The following is an 18075-nucleotide window of genomic DNA, read 5'->3' as shown; positions in this document are numbered from 1 at the left end:
ACCGGCAGTGTGCTTGCGGCGACGGGACGATTGATCGAATTTATCTCTTTTTGTGTCCAAACTTAATTGCTTTGGCGATGATGAGTCGAGGCGTATCGTGCGATTGTTGTTTTGACCAGCTGACCCGCGAAGGAGAGGACAAATGGACGTAGCATCAGGTTCCATGCAAGGCGGCGCGTGCCCGTTCCACGAAGGTGGCGGCAATATTCGCAGCCTGCTCGGCCGCACCAACGAGGATTGGTGGCCGAATACCCTCCCGCTGGAGATGCTGTCGCACGGTGCGCAGCCGGTCGACCCGATGGGGGACGATTTCAACTACGTCGAAGCGTTCAACACGGTCGATTACAAGGCGCTGAAGGCGGACATTACCGCGCTGATGACCGATTCCCAGCCGTGGTGGCCCGCCGACTATGGCCATTACGGCCCGTTCTTCATCCGCATGGCGTGGCACGCGGCAGGAACCTATCGCATCTCTGACGGACGCGGCGGCGCGGGTGAGGGGCAGCAGCGTTTCGCGCCGCTCAATTCCTGGCCGGACAACGCCAGCCTCGACAAGGCGCGGCGTCTGCTTTGGCCGGTAAAGCAGAAATACGGAAAGGCGATCAGCTGGGCCGACCTTTTCGTGCTGACCGGCAATGTGGCGATCGAATCGATGGGCGGGCCGACCTTCGGCTTCGGCGGCGGCCGCGCCGACGTTTACCAGCCAGAACCCGTATACTGGGGCACAGAGAGCGAATGGGTGAACACGGGTGCCGAAACGCGCATCCAGCCCAAGGAAGACCTTGACCTGGAAAACCCGCTGGCGGCGATCCAGATGGGGCTGATCTACGTCAACCCCGAAGGGCCGGGCGCCAATCCGCACGACATGGAAGGCATGGCCCGCGACATCCGCGAAACCTTCGCCCGCATGGCGATGAATGACGAGGAAACCGTGGCGCTTACCGCGGGCGGGCACACGTTCGGCAAGTGCCACGGCAACGGCGATGCCGGCAAGCTCGGCCCCGCGCCCGAGGGCACCCCGATCGAGGCCATGGGCATCGGCTGGGCCAATCCGGGCGGCACCGGCGTTCTGGACGACGCGATCACATCCGGAATCGAGGGGCCGTGGACCAACACGCCGTTCGAATGGTCGAAGAACTATTTCCGGCTGCTGTTCAAGTACGATTACGAGCTGACCAAGTCCCCCGCGGGCGCCAACCAGTGGACGCCGGTCAACCCCGATCCCGAAGATCTGGCGCCTTCGGCCGGCGATCCTTCGAAGAAGGTGCCGACAATCATGACCACGGCCGACATGGCGATGAAGATGGACCCGGACTATCGCAAGATTTCCGAGCGCTTCATGAACGACCATGAAGCCTTCCGGGACGCTTTCGCCCGCGCGTGGTTCAAGCTGACGCACCGCGATATGGGGCCGAAGGCGCGCTACCACGGGCCGGAAGTGCCGGCGGAAGACCTGATCTGGCAAGATCCGGTGCCCGACGGTTACAAGCCGAACGCCGCCGAAGTTGCCGAGATGAAGGCGAAGATCCTTGCCAGCGGTCTGACCGTAAGCCAGCTGGTGAAGGCCGCGTGGGCCTCTGCCTCCACATTCCGCAAGTCCGACTATCGCGGCGGCTCGAACGGTGCGCGCATCCGCCTTGCCCCGCAAAAGGGCTGGGCCGCGAACGAACCGGCCGAGCTTTCGAACGTGCTGGCGAAACTGGAAGAGCTTCGCGGCGGCAGCAAGATGTCGATGGCGGACATGATCGTGCTTGGCGGCACCGCCGCGGTGGAAAAGGCGGCGAAGGATGCCGGCTTCGATATCGCGGTGCCGTTCCGCGGCGGGCGCGGCGATGCGACCGACGAACAGACCGATGCCGACAGCTTCGCCCCGCTTGAGCCCAAGGCCGATGCCTTCCGCAACTACCTGGGCGGCAGGCTGAGCGTGAAGACCGAAGACCTGATGGTGGACCGGTCCAACCTGCTTGGCCTGTCGGGACCGGAGATGACCGTTCTTGTCGGCGGGATGCGGGTGCTGGGCGCCAACCACTGCGGCCGCCCGCACGGCCAGTTCACCGCGCGGCCCGGCCAGTTGACGACGGATTTCTTCGTCAATCTGCTCGACATGGGTACCGTCTGGAAGGCGATGGACGGCAGCAATGACGAGGAATTCGTCGGAACCGACCGCGCCACCGGCAAGGAAAAGTGGAAGGCCACGCGTGCCGATCTGATCTTCGGGTCGAATGCGCAGCTTCGCGCGCTTGCCGAAGTTTACGGTTCGGCCGACGCGGGCGAAAAGTTCGCGCGCGATTTCGCGGCCGCCTGGACCAAGGTCATGGAAGCGAACTGCTACGCGCTCGCTTGATGACCTGACGGGTGCGGCGCCGGTTCTCCCTCCCGCCGGCGCCGCACCCTGACAGCTTGCAGGGTTTCACCCCGCAAACCCGGACCGGCCGGAGATTCCCATGACCGGTCCGCAAACTGCCCCGACCCTGCGTGGTTGCCGGGTCGGGGCTTTTTACTGCTTTCTCCGGCTATCGCTGCGATAAGCCCGTGCCTAGGATGACGGCTGTAATTCGCAAGTGCCGAGCAAGGGAGTGCGCGAGGTGAAGAAGGGATTTGTCGACGACATCGACAAGCTGACGGAAGAAAACGACGACTTCCGCCGCGTTCTCTATACCGGGCACAATCTCCAGCTCGTGCTCATGGCGATCCAGCCGGGCGACGAGATCGGTGAGGAAGTGCACGAGGACAGAGACCAGTTCTTCCGCATCGAAGGGGGAACCGGCGAAGTGTGGATCGATGGTGCCTGCAATCCGGTGAAGGCCGACGACGGAATCGTCGTTCCGCAAGGCTCGCTCCACAACGTGAAGGCCACCGGCACAGAGCCGCTGCGGCTGTACACGATCTATGGACCGCCCGAACATATCGACGGGACCGTTCACAAGACCTGCGAAGAGGCTGCCACCGCGCACGAGCATTTCGATGGCGTGACGACCGAGTAGGCTCAATCCACCCAGCGCAACAGGTGCGATCGGCAGCGCGGACAATCGCTGCTGCCGAAGCCCTTCAGCGCGTGCGCGAAGCGCCCCGTGCCTTCAAGCCCGCGCACGATCGCGCATTCCGTCCCGTCCGGCAGCGCCAGCGCGGCGAAGTCTGCGGCGGCAACGGTCAGCCGGTCCACGTGCCAGTGGATGCGTTTGTCCTTGCGGAAATGCCGGGCAAGGCGCGCGCCGATACCGCCCGGCCCTTTCGCGCTGCCGGCATAGGCATACCAGCCGGGCGCCAGTGTTTCCGCGCGCCGCGCGTGGACAAGCGCCAGCGATGCGTCGAGCCGGATAAGCAGTAGATAGGCTCCCGCCTCACGCGGGGCGCGGTCTGCAAGGTCGGGCGTAATCGTCTGCGCCGGCGCGAACAGGGCCTGCGCGAAGGGAAGCGGGCCGGGCGTGGCGGTCAGGCCGCTTCGTCCGCGGCGTCGAGGCCATAGGCGGTGTGCAGGATACGCACCGCCAGTTCGGTCTCATCCTCGTCGATCAGCACCGAAACCTTGATCTCGCTGGTGGTGATGGCAAGGATGTTGATGCCGCGATCGGCCAGCGCCTTGAACATCATGGCGGCAACGCCCGCGTGGCTGCGCATGCCCACACCGACAACGCTGATCTTCGAAACCTTGGAATCCGAAATCAGGCGGTTGAAGCCGATATCGTCCTTGCGCGCTTCCAGCATGGCAAGGCCGCGCGCCAGGTCCGCGCGGGGCAGGGTGAAGGTAACGTCGGTCTCGCCCTTGTCCTTGGAAATGTTCTGGATGATCATGTCGACGTTGATTGACGCCGCTGCCAGCGGGCCGAAGATCGTCGCCACGATGCCCGGCTTGTCGGGCACGCGCGTCAGCGTGACCTTGGCTTCGTTCTTGTCGGCGGCGATGCCGGTGATCAGCTGGCGTTCCATTTCCAGTTCCTCAAGTTCCTCGTCGGAAACGATCATCGTGCCGGGCAGCGTATCGGCCGCGGGCGCGTCATCGTCGATGAACGAGCTCAGCACCTGCACGCGCACGCCTTCCTTCATGGCAAGGCTGACCGAGCGGGTCTGCAGCACTTTCGAACCGACCGATGCCAGTTCGAGCATTTCCTCGTATGTCACGTGGCTCAGCTTGCGGGCCTTGGCCACGATGCGCGGGTCTGTGGTGTAAACCCCGTCCACGTCGGTATAGATGTCGCAGCGGTCCGCTTCCACCGCCGCCGCCACCGCAACGGCCGACGTGTCGGACCCGCCCCGGCCCAGCGTGGTGACGCGGTTATTTTCGGTCAGCCCCTGGAAACCGGGGATCACCGCGATCTCGCCCGATCGCATCGAAGCGATCAGCCGGTCCGAATCGATTTCCTGGATGCGGGCCTTGGCATGCGCCCCGTCGGTGTGGATCGGAACCTGCCAGCCCAGCCACGATCGCGCCTTGCAGCCCAGCGCCTGCAAGTGCATCGCCAGCAGGCCGGACGTCACCTGTTCGCCGCTCGCCACCACGACGTCGTATTCGGCCGGATCGTAAAGCGCGTTCGCTTCGCGGCAGAAGTTGACGAGCCGGTCGGTCTCTCCGGCCATGGCGGAAACGACAACCGCGACTTCGTGCCCGGCGGCCTGCTGGCGCTGGACGATTCGCGCCACGCGGCGGATGCGCTCGGTCCCGGCCATCGACGTGCCGCCGAATTTCATCACGATCCGGGCCAATTCGGGCTCCTGTCCACGCATGAAACGAAACATTCTTGCGCGCGATGGGCCTCGCGGCGCAGCGGGCGTCCTGTTAGGGAGGTGGCATGGGTAATGCAACAACGAACCGGCCGGCCACGATCCGCTCGGACGAAGCCGAACATTTCGGCCGCCTCGCCGCCGACTGGTGGGATCCGAAGGGTTCTTCGGCCATGCTGCACAGGCTGAACCCGGTGCGGCTCGGCTTCGTGCGCTCGGCGATTGACCGGCACTGGGATGCCGATGCGCGTTCGGTCCGCCCGCTGGCGGGCAGGCGGGCGCTCGACGTGGGCTGCGGGGCGGGCCTGCTGTGCGAGCCGCTTGCGCGGCTGGGCGCGGCGGTTACCGGGGTCGATGCGGCGGCGGAGAACGTGGCGGCGGCGCAGGCGCACGCTCAGGGCGGCGGGCTGGCGATAGACTATCGCCACGGCGAGATCGGCGAACTCGGCCTCTCGGGCTTCGATCTGGTTACAGCGATGGAAGTGATCGAACACGTGGCCGACAAGCGGGCTTTCGTCCGCGAACTGGCCGCGGCGCTGGACGATGGCGGGCTGATGGTGCTGTCCACCCCCAACCGCACCGCGCGGTCGCGCCTGCTGATGGTGGAAGGGGCGGAACGTATCGGCCTGATCCCGCGCGGCACGCATCACTGGGACGATTTCGTCACGCCGGACGAGTTGTGCGATCTGCTGGCGGATGCCGGGCTAGAGACGGGCGCGCCGGAAGGCATCGCGTGGTCGCCCTCGAAAGGGCTCCACCTGTCGGACGATCTGGCGCTGAACTATATCGTCAGCGCGACGAAGAAGGCGGCCTAATCGCCCTGCATGATGATCAGCGCCCAGACCACGCCAAGCGAGCACAGGAACGTGGACCACGACCAGTAATAGCCATAGTCGTAGATATACTTGTGCTGGATACCCATGACGCCGCCGGTCGAACCCTGACTGCCGATGATCCCCGAAAGAATCAGCGTCAGGATCAGCGCAGGGCTGATCGACTTGAAGAATGCCATGTGCCGCTCCTCGCGAAGTTCTGTTGCACGGTCAGGCGCGATCTTATTGCGCGGAGAGGTTAATTTCAGGTTATGGCGCGCATGGTCCCGCGCCATCGCCGCCGCACTGGAAAATCGCGGAAATCGCCTGTGCCTCGCGCGCGGCCCAGTCGCCTTCGATCCGGATGAAGGCAACGCCGGTGCGCACCAGCATGTCTTCGGCAATCGCGGCGAAGCGGGCGCGCGCCTTGTCGCTGCCGAAGAAACGCGTGCCGTCCGCGATCCACGGCACGTCGGGTGCGAACAACAGGTAGAGATCGGCCTTTTCGTATTCGAGCAGTTCGGGCGGAACATTGGCGAACAGCATCTGCGCCCAGGCCGCGGTCATCAGCGGGTCGGTGTCGAGGATCAACACGTCGGGGTTGCCGGCCGCCGCCGCGCGCATCGCCGCGTCCTGCCCTTCGGCGATAGCCAGCAGGTCGTCCATCGCAAGGTCGGTTCCACACGTTTCGCAGTATTCGCGTCCGTATTCGGGAACCCAGGGCCAGCCGAAACGCGCGTGCAGCCGCCGGGCGAGCGCGGACTTGCCGGTGCTTTCAGCGCCGTGGAAGCATATGCGCTTCACGGCTGCGCGGCCTTTCGCGCGGCGCGGCTCCATTCGATCAGGCCCATCACCGATATCACCAGGAACCCGGCATAGAGAACGGCGGTGAGGTAAAGCCCGCGGATCACGAACAGTTCGATAGAGACGACGTCGATCCCGACCCACAGCACCCAGTTTTCCACCCGGCGGAACGAGAGCAGGAACTGCGCGGCGATGCTGGCTCCGGTTACGGCCGAATCGGCGAAGGGCATCGCCGCGTCGGTCAGCGCGTGCATGATGGAACCCAGCGAGAGCGACAGCACCGCCGTCGCCACGCCCCAGGCGATGCGCGCGCGGGCGGGAAGCCATGACACGGCCACCGCGTGCTCTTCCCCGCCGGCGCGGTGCCACAACCACCAGCCGTATCCCTGCACCACGAAGAAGAAGACCTGCAGGCCGGCTTCCGAATACAGCTTCGCGCGGAACAGCACGAAGGCCAGCACCGCGACCATCGCCATGCCGAACGGGAAGTTCCAGATCGAGCGGCGGACAAGCAGGATGATGTTGGCGAAGCCCAGGACTAAGGCTGCCGCCTCAAGCGGATTCATGACGCGATACCTTCCCCCCTCGCGCCGGTCAGGCCAGCGCGGCGGCCCATTCTTCCGGCCGGAAACCGACAAGAAGCCCGCCCGGATGTTCGACGATGGGCCGCTTTATCATGCTTGGATTGGCCAGCATCAGCCGCGCGGCCTTTTGCGCGTCGATATCCGCCTTGTCCCCGTCTGGCAGCTTGCGGAATGTCGTGCCCGCGCGGTTCAGCACCTTCTCCCACCCGGCGGCATCGATCCATGCGGCCAGCTTGCCCGCATCCGCGCCCTGTTTCTTGTAGTCGTGGAATGCGTAGGGCAGCCCTTGTCCGTCAAGCCACTTGCGCGCTTTCTTCACGGTGTCGCAGTTGGGGATTCCGTAAAGCGTGATGGTCAAGGCTCGTTCCTTTTGAAGCGGCGCACCTCAGGCTCGGCGCAGGAATAGACGGTGTAGCTTTCGTAATAGTCCGCGCGCCCGCGCCCCTGCACCGCGATGTGCGCGGCGTGGCGCTGCCATGCCCGGGCGTGTTCCTCGCTCTCCCATTCGGACATCGAAAGCGTTTCGCCGTCCGGTGCGGCAAAGCTCTTGAACGAAATGAACCCCGGCTGCGTTTCCGCCAATGCCCGCATCGCTTCGGCATCGGCGGCATAGCGCGCGGCGTCATGGCCTTCGTGTTTGTGGCTGCGGAATACGTTGACGTACATGACCGCGCTCAATAGCCGCGTCTGGACAAAGCGCCAATCCCGCGACAAGGCCCGATCATGAGCTTCAACACCTTCGGCCACATGTTCCGCTTCACCACCTGGGGCGAGAGCCACGGACCCGCGATCGGCGCGGTGGTTGACGGGTGCCCGCCGGGCCTGCCGCTGAACGAAAGCGATATCCAGCCGTTCCTTGACGCGCGGCGCCCCGGACAATCGCGCTTCACCACGCAGCGGCAGGAACCCGACCAGGTGAAGATCCTGTCCGGCGTGTTCGAGGGCAGGACGACCGGAACGCCAATCAGCCTGATGATCGAGAATGTCGACCAGCGATCCAGGGACTATTCGGAGGTCGCGAAGGCGTACCGTCCCGGCCATGCCGACTATGCCTATGACGCGAAGTACGGCTTTCGCGACTATCGCGGCGGCGGCCGGTCATCCGCGCGCGAAACCGCCAGCCGCGTGGCGGCGGGTGCGGTGGCGCGGCTGGCGATTCCCGAAGTGGCAATCCTCGGCTGGGTATCCGAAATCGGCGGCGATGCGATCGACATGGCGAATTTCGACGCGGAAGAGATCGGCCGCAACCCGTTCTTCTGCCCCGATGCCGCTGCCGCCGCGCGCTGGGAAAAGCTGGTGGACGGTGCGCGCAAGGCGGGTTCTTCGCTGGGTGCGGTGGTCGAATGCGCGGCAACCGGCGTTCCGGCTGGCTGGGGCGCGCCGCTCTATGCCAAACTGGATGCCGAACTGGCGCACGCGATGATGGGAATCAACGCGGTCAAGGGCGTGGAGATCGGCGACGGTTTTGCCGCCGCGCGCAATACCGGCGAAGGCAATGCCGACCCGATGCGGCCCGCCGAACCGGGCGGCAGCAATGCAGGTCCGGCGTTCCTTGCCAACCACGCGGGCGGGGTTGCGGGCGGCATATCCACCGGTCAGCCGGTGACGGTGCGCGTGGCGTTCAAGCCGACCAGTTCGATCCTCAAGCCGGTTCCCACCGTTACGCGTGAGGGCGAAGCGACCGAGCTGTTCACCAAGGGCCGCCACGATCCTTGCGTGGGCATTCGCGGCGTGCCGGTGGTGGAAGCGATGATGGCGCTGGTGCTGGCCGACCAGAAGCTGATGCACAAGGCCCAGTGTGGCTGAGAAAAGCGCGCAGCTGAGAAAAGCGTGCGGCTGAGACGATAGCAACAGCGCAATCGCAACATCCGCTTTCCTGCGATAGCGAAATCCGATCTGTCGCGACGATGGCCGGTTTGCATCCCGATGCGCGCCGGGCCGGGGCAACTCGGTCCGTTTCGGTTATACTTTGAAAAGATGCAGAAACCCCATCATCGCCGAAGCGGTTGCCGATGTCGAGTCTTTAATCCATGATATCGATCAAATTTCGATGATTGATTTACTCAATCGCAAAAATCGGATTTCCCCATTGGCGTTTTCGCAGACGCACACCTATTTCCGGATCGTCAGTTTCAACCCCGTAACAAGCGGAGCAAAAAGTCATGGGAATCATCGGTAGCGAGATCAAGCCGTTCGTCGCGCAGTCGTTCAAGGAAGGGAAGTTCCTGGAAGTCACCGACGGTGACGTTCGCGGCAAGTGGGCCGTGTTCTTCTTCTATCCGGCCGACTTCACGTTCGTCTGCCCGACCGAACTGGAAGACATGGCCGACCAGTACGCCACGCTGCAGCAGATGGGCGTGGAAGTCTATTCGGTGTCGACCGATACGCACTTCAGCCACAAGGCCTGGCACGACAGCTCGCCGGCAATCGGCAAGATCAACTATCACATGCTGGGTGACCAGAACCACACGATCAGCAACAACTTCGGCGTTCTGCGCGAAGGCCAGGGTCTTGCCGACCGCGCGACCTTTGTGGTCGATCCGGACGGTGTGATCCAGGTGATGGAAATCACCTGCGAAGGCGTTGGCCGCAACGCCGCCGAACTGGTCCGCAAGATCAAGGCCGCCCAGTACGTTCGCGAGAACCCCGGCCAGGTCTGCCCGGCCAAGTGGGAAGAAGGCGCCGAAACGCTTGCGCCTTCGCTCGACCTCGTCGGCAAGATCTGATCGCGCCAACCCGCAGGCGCCCGTAGCGCATCCCTTTACAGCTATGGGCGCCCCAGTGCGGCCCGGGCGGTTCCCCCCTCCCGCCCGGGCCGTTTTGCTGCCCGCCATCCTCATTTGAGAGAATCCGCCATGCTCGACGCAAACCTTTCGACCCAGCTCAAGACCTATCTCGGCCACGTGAAGCAGCCGATCGAGCTTGTTCCCTCGCTGGGGGACGATGCGAAGTCGCGCGAGCTGGCCGATCTCCTGAACCAGATCGCCGGTTTGTCGGACATGGTTACGCTGGCCGATCCGGCGGACGATGCGCGCAAGCCCAGCTTCCTGATCCGCCGCAAGGGGACGGACGTCGGCGTGCGCTTTGCCGGCTTGCCCATGGGGCACGAGTTCACGTCGCTGGTGCTCGCGCTGCTGCAGGTCGGCGGCCACCCGCCCAAGATCGATCCCGCCACCGCAGAGGCGATCAAGGCGCTGCCGGGCGACTATGATTTCGAGGTCTATTTCTCGCTTTCCTGCCAGAACTGCCCCGACGTGGTGCAGGCGCTCAATACGATGAGCGTGCTCAACCCGCGTATCCGCGCGACCGCGATAGACGGCGCGCTGTTCCAGGACGAAGTGGATGCGCGCAAGGTCATGGCCGTGCCGTCGGTCTATCTGAACGGGGAGCCGTTCGCACAGGGGCGCATGGAACTGGAACAGATCCTTGCGAAGATCGACACCGGTGCTTCGGCACGCAAGGCCGAGGAGATCGCGGGGAAGGATGCGTTCGACGTGCTCGTCATCGGTGGCGGCCCGGCGGGTGCGGCCTCTGCGATCTATGCCGCGCGCAAGGGCATTCGCACCGGCGTTCTGGCCGAACGCTTCGGCGGGCAGGTGCTCGACACGATGGCGATCGAGAACTTCATTTCGGTGCCGCATACCGAAGGGCCGAAGCTCGCCGCGCAGCTTGAGCAGCACGTGCACGACTATGACGTGGACGTGATGAACCTGCAGCGGGCGGAAAGGCTCGTTCCCGCCAGCGAGGAAGGCGGCCTGCACGAAGTGGTGCTGGAGAACGGCGCTTCGCTGAAGACGCGTGCGCTGATCCTTTCCACCGGCGCGCGCTGGCGCCAGATGGGTGTTCCGGGCGAAGACGAGTATCGCAACAAGGGTGTCGCCTATTGCCCGCACTGCGACGGCCCGCTGTTCAAGGGCAAGCGCGTGGCGGTGATCGGCGGCGGCAACTCCGGCGTAGAGGCGGCAATCGACCTTGCCGGCATCGTTGCGCATGTGACGCTGATCGAATTCGACAGCGAGCTTCGCGCCGACGCGGTGTTGCAAAGGAAGCTTGCCAGCCTGCCCAACGTGAAGATCATCACCTCCGCGCTGACCACCGAAGTGCACGGCAATGGCGAGAAGGTGACGGGCCTGACCTACAAGGACCGCAATTCTGACGACGTGCACCAGGTCGAACTGGAAGGCATCTTCGTGCAGATCGGCCTTGTCCCCAATACCGAGTGGCTGGGCGATACCATCGCGCTGACCAAGCGCGGCGAGATAGAGATCGACGATCGCTGCGAAACCTCGCGTCCGGGCATTTTCGCGGCGGGCGATGCCACGACCGTGCCCTACAAGCAGATCGTTATCGCTATGGGCGAAGGATCGAAGGCCGCGCTTTCGGCGTTCGATTACCTGATCCGTCTTGCCCCGGCCGAAGCGGAGATGGCCGCTGCCTGAATCAGCGCGCGCCTGAATCGGGCGGGCGCATCAGACAGGGATAACGAGCGGGAATGCAATTTCCTCGCATTGCCCATAGCGTTTTCCGACTCTAGTCTCCCCGGCAACTTTCGGGTCGTCGGGGAGAATTTCGTTGGCGCGTCGCCTTACGCTTTACATCATTATCGGCATGGTGCTCGGCCTGGTGGCCGGGGCCGTGATCAACAACGTCTATCCGGCCGGCGATCCCGCGCTGGCGCAGTGGGCCGATTACCTGAAGCTTCTGCCCGACGTATTCCTGAAACTGATCAAGATGATCATCGCGCCGCTTGTCTTCGCGACGATCGTGACCGGTATCGCCAACATGGGCGATGCCGCCGCGCTGGGCCGGATCGGCGGGCGTGCGCTCGCCTGGTTCATCAGCGCCAGCCTGATTTCGCTTACTCTCGGCCTGTTCCTGGTCAACCTGTTCAAGCCGGGTGTGGGCCTATCGCTGCACGCCGGCGAAAAGCTGGGAGAGCTTGCGACGGGCGAATTCACCCTGCGCCACTTCGTTCTCGAGATATTCCCGACCAGCGCCTTCGATGCGATGGCGCAGAACCATATCCTGCAGATCCTGGTATTTTCTCTCTTCGTCGGCGTGGCACTTTCAGCCATCGGCGAGAAGGGCGAACCCATCGTGAAGGGCAGCGAGGCGCTGGCCGACCTGATGCTGCAGATCACCGATTACGTGATGCGCTTTGCGCCCTTCGCGGTGTTCGGCGCGATCGGCGCGGTGGTGGCGACCAAGGGGCTGGGCATCATCGCAGCCTACGGCGTGCTGATGGGCGAGTTCTATTTCGGGCTGCTGCTGCTGTGGACCCTGCTGTTCACGATCGGCGCGGTGTTCTTGCGCGGGCGCATCTGGCTGCTGATCCGTTACATCCGCGAACCGCTGCTGCTGGGTTTTTCGACCGCGAGTTCCGAAGCCGCGCTGCCCAAACTGTTCGAGCAGCTTGACCGCTTCGGCGTTCCGCGCCGCATCTCCGGCTTCGTGCTGCCGCTGGGCTACAGCTTCAACCTCGACGGTTCGATGATGTACATGAGCTTTGCGACGATCTTCATCGCGCAGGCCTATGGCATCCACATCGATATCGGCACGCAGATACTGATGCTGCTTACGCTGATGGTGACGAGCAAGGGCATCGCCGGTGTGCCGCGCGCCAGCCTGGTGGTGATCGCCGCCACGCTTACCCAGTTCGGCCTGCCGGTCGAAGGGATCGCGCTGATCCTTGCCATCGACCAGTTCCTCGACATGGGCCGCACCGCGACCAACGTCGTGGGCAACGCGGTGGCGACGTCGGTCATCACCAAGTGGGAAGGAATGCTCCAGCCGCCGCTGGACCCGGATGCGGAGCCGGTTCACGCGCCGACCCGCACCGTGGCGCACGGGCGCGCGCATCTGAACCTCGATCCGGACAACTACGAAACGTAAGCGTCCGGATCGCGGCCGGCTTCAGCCGCGGGGCTTCTTCTCCAGTTCCACCGGCTGGAACTGGCCTAGCCCGCACGCAGCAGCGGGCTGGACCCGGCCGCCCACGGTCTGCAACACATGGATGATGTCGGTGCTGCAAAGCTGCGAGAGCGAGGTGGCGTAGGAAAAGGCCCGCTCGAACCCCAGGCCGCTGCACGAATAGGGCAACACATTGCGATAGACGCGGCCGCCGGTCATGCGGAAGTCTATCGTCCGGTCGTCGCGCACGATGCTTTCGCGCAGCTGCGCCAGCGGAATGCAGCTGACCGCTTCACCGACCGATCTGGCCGCCGGAACGCGGTCCGCGCGCGCGGCCTGCTTGTCCATCCCGTCTTGCGCTGTGCACCCGGCGAGGAGGGCGGCGGTGAGAACGGAAGCGAAAAGGAACGAACGTTTCATGACGATCCTCAACCTGTTGTTGTCTTCCCTTGCGCGGCGACCTTACCCTTTTTGGGCGCGGGTGTCTTCGATTTGAAGGAGCACAGGTCCGCCACCGGGCAGCGCCAGCATTCGGGCGTGCGCGCCTTGCACAGATAGCGTCCGTGCAGGATCAGCCAGTGGTGCGCGCCGACACGGAACGGTTCGGGCACCCGCTTTTCCAGCAGCGCCTCTACCTTTTCGGGGGTCTTGCCCCTGGCAAGGCCGGTGCGGTTGCAGACGCGGAAAACGTGCGTATCGACCGGGAAGGTTTCCGCCCCCAGCGCGCAGTTCAGCACCACGTTCGCGGTCTTGCGGCCCACGCCGGGCAGCGCGACCAGCGCATCGCGGTCCATCGGCACCGCGCCGTCGTGATCGCGCACCAGGATTTCGGACAGGGCGATCACGTTCTTCGCCTTGGAATTGAACAGGCCGATGGTCTTGATGTGCTGCTTCAGGCCGTCTTCGCCCAGCGCGACCATCTGCGCGGGCGTCTTCACCTCGGCAAACAGCGCGCGGGTGGCCTTGTTCACGCCCGCGTCGGTCGCCTGTGCCGACAGCACGACCGCGACGAGCAACTGATAGGTATTGCCGAATTCCAGCTCGGTCTGCGGATCGGGGTTGAGTTCGCACAGGCGGCGGAAGAATTCGAAGATCTGGTCCTTCTTCAAAGCCCCAGAACCTCCGGCATCGTATAGCGTCCCGGTTCCCGGCCCATCAGCCATTCGGCCGCGCGCACCGCGCCGCGCGCGAAGATGCCACGATTCTCGGCCATGTGCGACAGGCTCAGCCGTTCGTTGTCGGCCAGGAAATGCACGGTGTGGTCGCCCGCCACGGTTCCGCCGCGCAAGGACGCAAAGCCGATCGTCCCCGAAGCGCGCGCGCCGGTTATGCCGTCGCGCCCGCGCACCGATGCTTCGGCAAGGTCCACGCCGCGCCCGCGCGCCGCCGCTTCGCCCAGCAGAATCGCGGTGCCCGATGGCGCGTCCACCTTCATGCGATGGTGCGTTTCGACGATTTCGATGTCCCAGTCCTCGCCCAGCCTGCCGGCTGCTTCGCGCACCAGGTGCGCCAGCAGCGTGACACCCAGCGAGGTGTTTCCCGTCTGAAGCACCGGGATGCTTTGCGCCGCATCGTCGATCAGGAAGTGGTGGCGTTCCTCAAGCCCGGTGGTGCCGATCACAATCGGCGTGCCTGCGGCAACCGCCGCGTCCAGCGTCGCTTCCAGCGCGGCGGGGGCGGAAAAATCGACCAGCACGTCGCTGTCCTTCGCCAGCGGTGCGGGATCGTCACCCTTGTCTATGCCGCCCGATACTTCGTGCCCCGCTGCAAGGATGGCGCTTTCCAGCGTCTGCCCCATGCGCCCCAACTTTCCGATGATTCCGATTCTGGCCATTGCTCACCCCATTACCGGCGTGCTTCATGGGCGCGATGGACGAGACGCGCAACATCGTGATCCTTACCGGCGCGGGGATTTCCGCCGAAAGCGGGATCGATACGTTCCGTGGCGGCGGGGGATTGTGGGAACAGCACCGGGTCGAGGACGTGGCAACGCCCGAGGCCTTCGCGCGCGATCCGAACCTTGTGCTTCGCTTTTATGACATGCGGCGCGAAGCGATCCAGACAAAGCGGCCCAACCCCGCGCACGACGCGCTTGCCCGGCTGGACGCGAACTGGAAAGGCGGGTTGCTGATTGTCACCCAGAACGTGGACGACCTGCACGAGCGCGCGGGCGCGCCCTATGGAATAGAACCGCGTGTGCTCCATATGCACGGCGAACACCTCAACGCATGGTGCACCTTTTGCGACGCGCGCAGCCGCTGGTCCGGCCCGCTGGCCGACAGGCCCGAATGCCCCAGGTGCGGCGCGCGCGCCTTGCGGCCCGACGTGGTGTGGTTTGGCGAGATGCCCTATCGCATGGACGAGATACATGCCGCCCTGCGCATGGCGGATCTGTTCGTTTCGATCGGCACGTCCGGTGCGGTCTATCCGGCCGCCGGTTTTGTGCAGACCGCGCGCGACCTGGGTGTGGAGACGCTGGAGCTGAACCTTGAACGCAGCCAGGGTTCGCACTGGTTCCACGAGACGCGGCTGGGGCCGGCGGGGGAACTTGTTCCCGCCTGGGTGGACGAGGTGCTGGCGGGCTGAAGCGGCCGCCTCCCCGCAGGGCCGGGCCGTCGATTACTGCTGGCCGCCAGAGCAACCCGAACACGCCGCGTCCTTTGCGATCCGCATCGTGCGCATTGAAGGCTTCAACCCGTCGAACAGGTGCAACTGGCCCCATTGCGGATCGCCCAGCGTCGTAACTCCCTCCAGCAGCGCGCGCAGGCCGTGCATCGCCGCGAACGATCCGACCATGCCCACCATCGCGCCCAGCACGCCGTCGTCCGCGCACGTGTCGCAATCCTCGGCATCGAAGGCGTCGCCCACGAAGCAGCGATAGCAGGGCTGCCCTTCGCGGTGCCCGGCGAAGTTCGCCACCTGTCCCTGAAAGCGCCCCAGCGCCGCGCTGGTGAGCGGCACCTGTTCGGCCACGCAGGCATCCGACACCGCAAGCCGCGTGGCGAAGTTGTCGCACCCGTCCAGCACAAGGTCCGCCCCGCGCACGATCTCGCGCGCGTTCGCGCCGGTTATGCGCAGCACATGCGCTTCGGCGTTCAGCGCGGGATCGAACCGCCCCACCCATTGCGCCGCAACGTTCGCCTTGGCCCGGCCCACGTCCGCTTCGCGGAACAGTGTCTGGCGCTGGAGGTTCGATGCCTCGATCGTGTCGCTGTCCACCAGCGTCAGTCGGCCCACGCCCGCTCCGGCCAGGTATTGCAGCGCCGGATTGCCGATCCCGCCCATACCGACCAGCACCACATGCGCGCGCGCCAGCCGGTCTTGCCCCATTCCGCCCACTTCGGGCAGCACGATGTGGCGGGCAAAGCGGTTGAGGCGGTCGGGCGTCATGCGCGGGGATTTAGGGAAGGGGGGCGGGTTTTGCGAGCGCTATTGTCCAAGCCGCCTGCCGCTTTCCGCCATGTCGGAGCGAACGGAAGCGGCGCGCGGCCAAGGCTCAGGCAATAAAAAGGAGCGCAATGGCCAAAGCCCCAGCGCCCCCCAGTGCTTTTGCTTTGTTTGCGACCCTTTTTCGGGCTCAGTCTTCGAGTTGTCTCAGCAGCGTGCGCACGTCGCCGTCCATTTCGGCGTCGCGGCTGCGCAGTTCCTCTATCAGGCGCACCGCATGGATCACGGTGGAGTGATCGCGTCCGCCGAACTTGCGTCCGATTTCCGGGTAGGAACGCGGGGTCAGCACCTTGGCCAGATACATTGCCACCTGCCGCGGGCGCACCACCGCGCGGGCACGGCGCTTGGACGACATCTCGGTGCGGTCGACGCGGTAGAACTGGCACACTGTGCGCTGGATCTCGTCGATCGTGATGCGGCGGCGGTTGGCCGAAAGGATATCGGTCAACTGTTCTTCGGCAAGCTGCAGCGAAACCGGCTGGCCGGTAAGCTGGGCATAGGCGATCAGCTTGTTGAGCCCGCCCACAAGCTCGCGCACGTTGCGGTTGATGGTCCGCGCCAGGAACTCGATCACGTCGGCCGGCACATGCGTGCTGAAGCGCTGCAGCCGGTGCTCGAGGATCTTGCGGCGCAGTTCGATGTCAGCCGGCTGGATATCGGCGACAAGCCCCATCGACAGGCGCGACAGCAGGCGCTGTTCCACCCCGTCCAGTGCCTGCGGCGCACGGTCGGCGGCAACCACAAGGCGCTTGCCCGCGGTCAGCAGCGCATCGATCGTGTGCAGGAATTCCTCCTGCGTCGATGCCTTGCCGATAATGAACTGGATATCATCGACCAGCAGGAGGTCGAAGCCGCGCAGGCGCTGCTTGAACTCAAGCATCTCGTTCTGGCGCATCGCCTGGACGAATTCGACCATGAAGCGTTCGGCCGAACAATAGAAGATGCGCGCGCCCGGACGATTCGCCGCATAGGCGTGGCCGATCGCGTGGAGCAGGTGCGTCTTGCCCTGTCCGGTCGATGCCTTGAGGTAGAGCGGCGAGAACTGCGGCGTATCGGTGGCCGCCATGCGTTGCGCCGCGTTGCAGGCCAGCACGTTGGCGCTGCCGGTCACGAATTCGGCAAAGGTCAGCGATGCGTCGAGCCCGCTGGCCAGCGCTTCGGCCATGGTCGGCGTCATCGATGCCGGTGCGACCGGGTGCAGGCCGGACCCCGCCGCCGCGCCTTCGCCATTCAGGCGCAGCTCGGGCAGCGCGCGGCGGCGCGGGTGCACGGTGATGCGCACCTGGCGCACTTCGCTGCGCGCGATCTTCCATGCGAGCGAAAGCCGGTCTGCGAATCGGTCCGCAACCCAGTTCGCCGAAAACTCCGTCGGCAGGAACAGGTCGAGCGTTCCGGTTTCCTTGCAGAACGTGCCAAGCTGAATGGGCTTGATCCACTGGCTGTGCAGTTGCGGGCCCAGGTCCTTTTTCAGTCCCTGGCTTATGTCGGCCCAGTCAGCAGCAAGATCCAATGCTTCCTGGTCCTCTACCATCCTGTCTTCGCCACCCTTTTTTCGTTGTGCCGCCCCACCGGCAGCGGACCTAGAAACACCGCGGGCCGAACCGGCCCCGCCTCCGCCATCGAATTTCACGTCGTTTTCCGTCCTGTTTCTTGCAGCCGCAAGCGCTCGCCCCCGCGCGGACAATACTTACCCACTCCTGCCGAACATGGTTGGCAGGTCGATAAAACGAATGTTCAATGCGACACCGGTCCAGATGAACCCCGCGACCGGCAACGGGTGTTTTATGGAGCAGCCAGCG

At 64.7% G+C, this 18075-nt stretch carries 20 protein-coding genes; 8 read left to right on the top strand and 12 right to left on the bottom strand.

What is annotated here, in order from left to right:
* Positions 1-142: 142 nt before the first annotated feature.
* Positions 143-2344, top strand: coding sequence for a catalase/peroxidase HPI (gene katG / locus RXV95_RS00100; RefSeq protein WP_338466996.1), 2202 nt, complete (start codon positions 143-145; stop codon positions 2342-2344).
* A gap of 241 nt (positions 2345-2585) precedes the next feature.
* Positions 2586-2984: a cupin domain-containing protein gene (locus RXV95_RS00095; RefSeq protein ID WP_338466995.1), complete on the top strand. Its 399-nt coding sequence runs from the start codon at positions 2586-2588 to the stop codon at positions 2982-2984.
* A 2-nt stretch (positions 2985-2986) separates the two neighbouring features.
* On the opposite strand, the gene RXV95_RS00090 is transcribed toward RXV95_RS00095, so the two are convergent.
* Together RXV95_RS00090 and RXV95_RS00085 are read right to left on the bottom strand one after the other, a co-directional pair.
* Complete coding sequence (locus RXV95_RS00090) at positions 2987-3268, bottom strand: DUF123 domain-containing protein (protein ID WP_338468594.1); 282 nt, start codon at positions 3266-3268, stop codon at positions 2987-2989.
* Positions 3269-3432: 164 nt separating this feature from the next.
* Complete coding sequence (locus tag RXV95_RS00085; RefSeq protein WP_338468593.1) at positions 3433-4686, bottom strand: aspartate kinase; 1254 nt, start codon at positions 4684-4686, stop codon at positions 3433-3435.
* A gap of 101 nt (positions 4687-4787) precedes the next feature.
* On the opposite strand from RXV95_RS00085, the gene ubiG reads away from it, so the two are divergent.
* Complete coding sequence (gene ubiG / locus RXV95_RS00080; protein ID WP_338466994.1) at positions 4788-5534, top strand: bifunctional 2-polyprenyl-6-hydroxyphenol methylase/3-demethylubiquinol 3-O-methyltransferase UbiG; 747 nt, start codon at positions 4788-4790, stop codon at positions 5532-5534.
* Here ubiG and RXV95_RS00075 read toward each other — a convergent pair.
* The 5 genes from RXV95_RS00075 to RXV95_RS00055 form a co-directional block, all read right to left on the bottom strand.
* The gene (locus RXV95_RS00075; protein WP_338466993.1) at positions 5531-5731 is read right to left on the bottom strand and encodes a hypothetical protein; all 201 of its coding nucleotides are present in this window, start codon (positions 5729-5731) and stop codon (positions 5531-5533) included. The genes ubiG and RXV95_RS00075 overlap by 4 nt on opposite strands.
* 70 nt (positions 5732-5801) lie before the next feature.
* The gene (locus tag RXV95_RS00070; protein ID WP_338466992.1) at positions 5802-6335 is read right to left on the bottom strand and encodes an ATP-binding protein; all 534 of its coding nucleotides are present in this window, start codon (positions 6333-6335) and stop codon (positions 5802-5804) included.
* The gene (gene pnuC, locus RXV95_RS00065; RefSeq protein ID WP_338466991.1) at positions 6332-6901 is read right to left on the bottom strand and encodes a nicotinamide riboside transporter PnuC; all 570 of its coding nucleotides are present in this window, start codon (positions 6899-6901) and stop codon (positions 6332-6334) included. The genes RXV95_RS00070 and pnuC overlap by 4 nt, the downstream gene beginning before the upstream one ends.
* Positions 6902-6929: 28 nt before the next feature.
* Positions 6930-7277 carry an ArsC family reductase gene (locus RXV95_RS00060; protein ID WP_338466990.1) on the bottom strand — a complete coding sequence of 116 codons (348 nt, stop codon included), beginning with the start codon at positions 7275-7277 and terminating at the stop codon, positions 6930-6932.
* On the bottom strand, positions 7274-7585 hold the full coding sequence (locus RXV95_RS00055; RefSeq protein WP_338466989.1) for an antibiotic biosynthesis monooxygenase: 312 nt from the start codon (positions 7583-7585) through the stop codon (positions 7274-7276). The genes RXV95_RS00060 and RXV95_RS00055 overlap by 4 nt, the downstream gene beginning before the upstream one ends.
* 57 nt (positions 7586-7642) lie before the next feature.
* Here RXV95_RS00055 and aroC point away from each other — a divergent pair, with 57 nt between their 5' ends.
* From aroC to RXV95_RS00035, 4 genes are all read left to right on the top strand, one after another.
* Positions 7643-8725, top strand: coding sequence for a chorismate synthase (gene aroC, locus RXV95_RS00050; RefSeq protein ID WP_338466988.1), 1083 nt, complete (start codon positions 7643-7645; stop codon positions 8723-8725).
* A gap of 356 nt (positions 8726-9081) precedes the next feature.
* Entirely contained in the window at positions 9082-9645 is a 564-nt protein-coding gene (gene ahpC / locus RXV95_RS00045) for an alkyl hydroperoxide reductase subunit C (RefSeq protein WP_338466987.1), read from the top strand.
* Positions 9646-9774: 129 nt separating this feature from the next.
* Positions 9775-11358, top strand: coding sequence for an alkyl hydroperoxide reductase subunit F (ahpF, locus tag RXV95_RS00040; protein WP_338466986.1), 1584 nt, complete (start codon positions 9775-9777; stop codon positions 11356-11358).
* A gap of 133 nt (positions 11359-11491) precedes the next feature.
* Positions 11492-12811, top strand: a complete 1320-nt coding sequence (locus tag RXV95_RS00035; protein ID WP_338466985.1) for a dicarboxylate/amino acid:cation symporter — start codon at positions 11492-11494, stop codon at positions 12809-12811.
* A 21-nt stretch (positions 12812-12832) separates the two neighbouring features.
* Here the strand turns inward: RXV95_RS00035 and RXV95_RS00030 are convergent, their stop codons facing one another.
* The 3 genes from RXV95_RS00030 to dapB all read right to left on the bottom strand — a co-directional run bounded on the left by RXV95_RS00030 (position 12833) and on the right by dapB (position 14663).
* Positions 12833-13177, bottom strand: a complete 345-nt coding sequence (locus RXV95_RS00030; protein WP_338468592.1) for a hypothetical protein — start codon at positions 13175-13177, stop codon at positions 12833-12835.
* 80 nt (positions 13178-13257) lie between these two features.
* On the bottom strand, positions 13258-13938 hold the full coding sequence (gene nth / locus RXV95_RS00025) for an endonuclease III (protein WP_338466984.1): 681 nt from the start codon (positions 13936-13938) through the stop codon (positions 13258-13260).
* Entirely contained in the window at positions 13935-14663 is a 729-nt protein-coding gene (gene dapB / locus RXV95_RS00020; RefSeq protein ID WP_338466983.1) for a 4-hydroxy-tetrahydrodipicolinate reductase, read from the bottom strand. Before dapB ends, nth begins: the two co-directional genes overlap by 4 nt.
* 35 nt (positions 14664-14698) lie before the next feature.
* Here dapB and RXV95_RS00015 point away from each other — a divergent pair, with 35 nt between their 5' ends.
* Positions 14699-15415, top strand: a complete 717-nt coding sequence (locus RXV95_RS00015) for an NAD-dependent deacylase (protein WP_338468591.1) — start codon at positions 14699-14701, stop codon at positions 15413-15415.
* Positions 15416-15448: 33 nt separating this feature from the next.
* On the opposite strand, the gene RXV95_RS00010 is transcribed toward RXV95_RS00015, so the two are convergent.
* Together RXV95_RS00010 and dnaA are read right to left on the bottom strand one after the other, a co-directional pair.
* Positions 15449-16219, bottom strand: a complete 771-nt coding sequence (locus RXV95_RS00010) for a HesA/MoeB/ThiF family protein (RefSeq protein ID WP_338466982.1) — start codon at positions 16217-16219, stop codon at positions 15449-15451.
* A 187-nt stretch (positions 16220-16406) separates the two neighbouring features.
* Positions 16407-17807: a chromosomal replication initiator protein DnaA gene (gene dnaA / locus RXV95_RS00005; protein ID WP_338466981.1), complete on the bottom strand. Its 1401-nt coding sequence runs from the start codon at positions 17805-17807 to the stop codon at positions 16407-16409.
* Between the last annotated feature and the right edge of the window lie 268 nt (positions 17808-18075).

It is taken from the genome of Novosphingobium sp. ZN18A2 (assembly GCF_036784765.1).
Classification (GTDB): Bacteria; Pseudomonadota; Alphaproteobacteria; order Sphingomonadales; family Sphingomonadaceae; genus Novosphingobium.
Note: the sequence above shows the minus strand (reverse complement) of the source record. Positions and strands in the feature narration are given on the sequence as shown.

What these genes read in the sequence shown, in the direction of transcription:
- RXV95_RS00055 (WP_338466989.1), bottom strand. Translation starts at nt 7,585, where the DNA reads ATGTACGTCAACGTATTCCGCAGCCACAAACACGAAGGCCATGACGCC.
- RXV95_RS00030 (WP_338468592.1), bottom strand. Translation starts at nt 13,177, where the DNA reads ATGGACAAGCAGGCCGCGCGCGCGGACCGCGTTCCGGCGGCCAGATCG.
- dapB (WP_338466983.1), bottom strand. Translation starts at nt 14,663, where the DNA reads ATGGCCAGAATCGGAATCATCGGAAAGTTGGGGCGCATGGGGCAGACG.
- katG (WP_338466996.1), top strand. Translation starts at nt 143, where the DNA reads ATGGACGTAGCATCAGGTTCCATGCAAGGCGGCGCGTGCCCGTTCCAC.
- RXV95_RS00075 (WP_338466993.1), bottom strand. Translation starts at nt 5,731, where the DNA reads ATGGCATTCTTCAAGTCGATCAGCCCTGCGCTGATCCTGACGCTGATT.
- aroC (WP_338466988.1), top strand. Translation starts at nt 7,643, where the DNA reads ATGAGCTTCAACACCTTCGGCCACATGTTCCGCTTCACCACCTGGGGC.
- ahpC (WP_338466987.1), top strand. Translation starts at nt 9,082, where the DNA reads ATGGGAATCATCGGTAGCGAGATCAAGCCGTTCGTCGCGCAGTCGTTC.
- ubiG (WP_338466994.1), top strand. Translation starts at nt 4,788, where the DNA reads ATGGGTAATGCAACAACGAACCGGCCGGCCACGATCCGCTCGGACGAA.
- RXV95_RS00015 (WP_338468591.1), top strand. Translation starts at nt 14,699, where the DNA reads ATGGACGAGACGCGCAACATCGTGATCCTTACCGGCGCGGGGATTTCC.
- ahpF (WP_338466986.1), top strand. Translation starts at nt 9,775, where the DNA reads ATGCTCGACGCAAACCTTTCGACCCAGCTCAAGACCTATCTCGGCCAC.
- RXV95_RS00010 (WP_338466982.1), bottom strand. Translation starts at nt 16,219, where the DNA reads ATGACGCCCGACCGCCTCAACCGCTTTGCCCGCCACATCGTGCTGCCC.
- pnuC (WP_338466991.1), bottom strand. Translation starts at nt 6,901, where the DNA reads ATGAATCCGCTTGAGGCGGCAGCCTTAGTCCTGGGCTTCGCCAACATC.
- dnaA (WP_338466981.1), bottom strand. Translation starts at nt 17,807, where the DNA reads ATGGTAGAGGACCAGGAAGCATTGGATCTTGCTGCTGACTGGGCCGAC.
- RXV95_RS00085 (WP_338468593.1), bottom strand. Translation starts at nt 4,686, where the DNA reads ATGAAATTCGGCGGCACGTCGATGGCCGGGACCGAGCGCATCCGCCGC.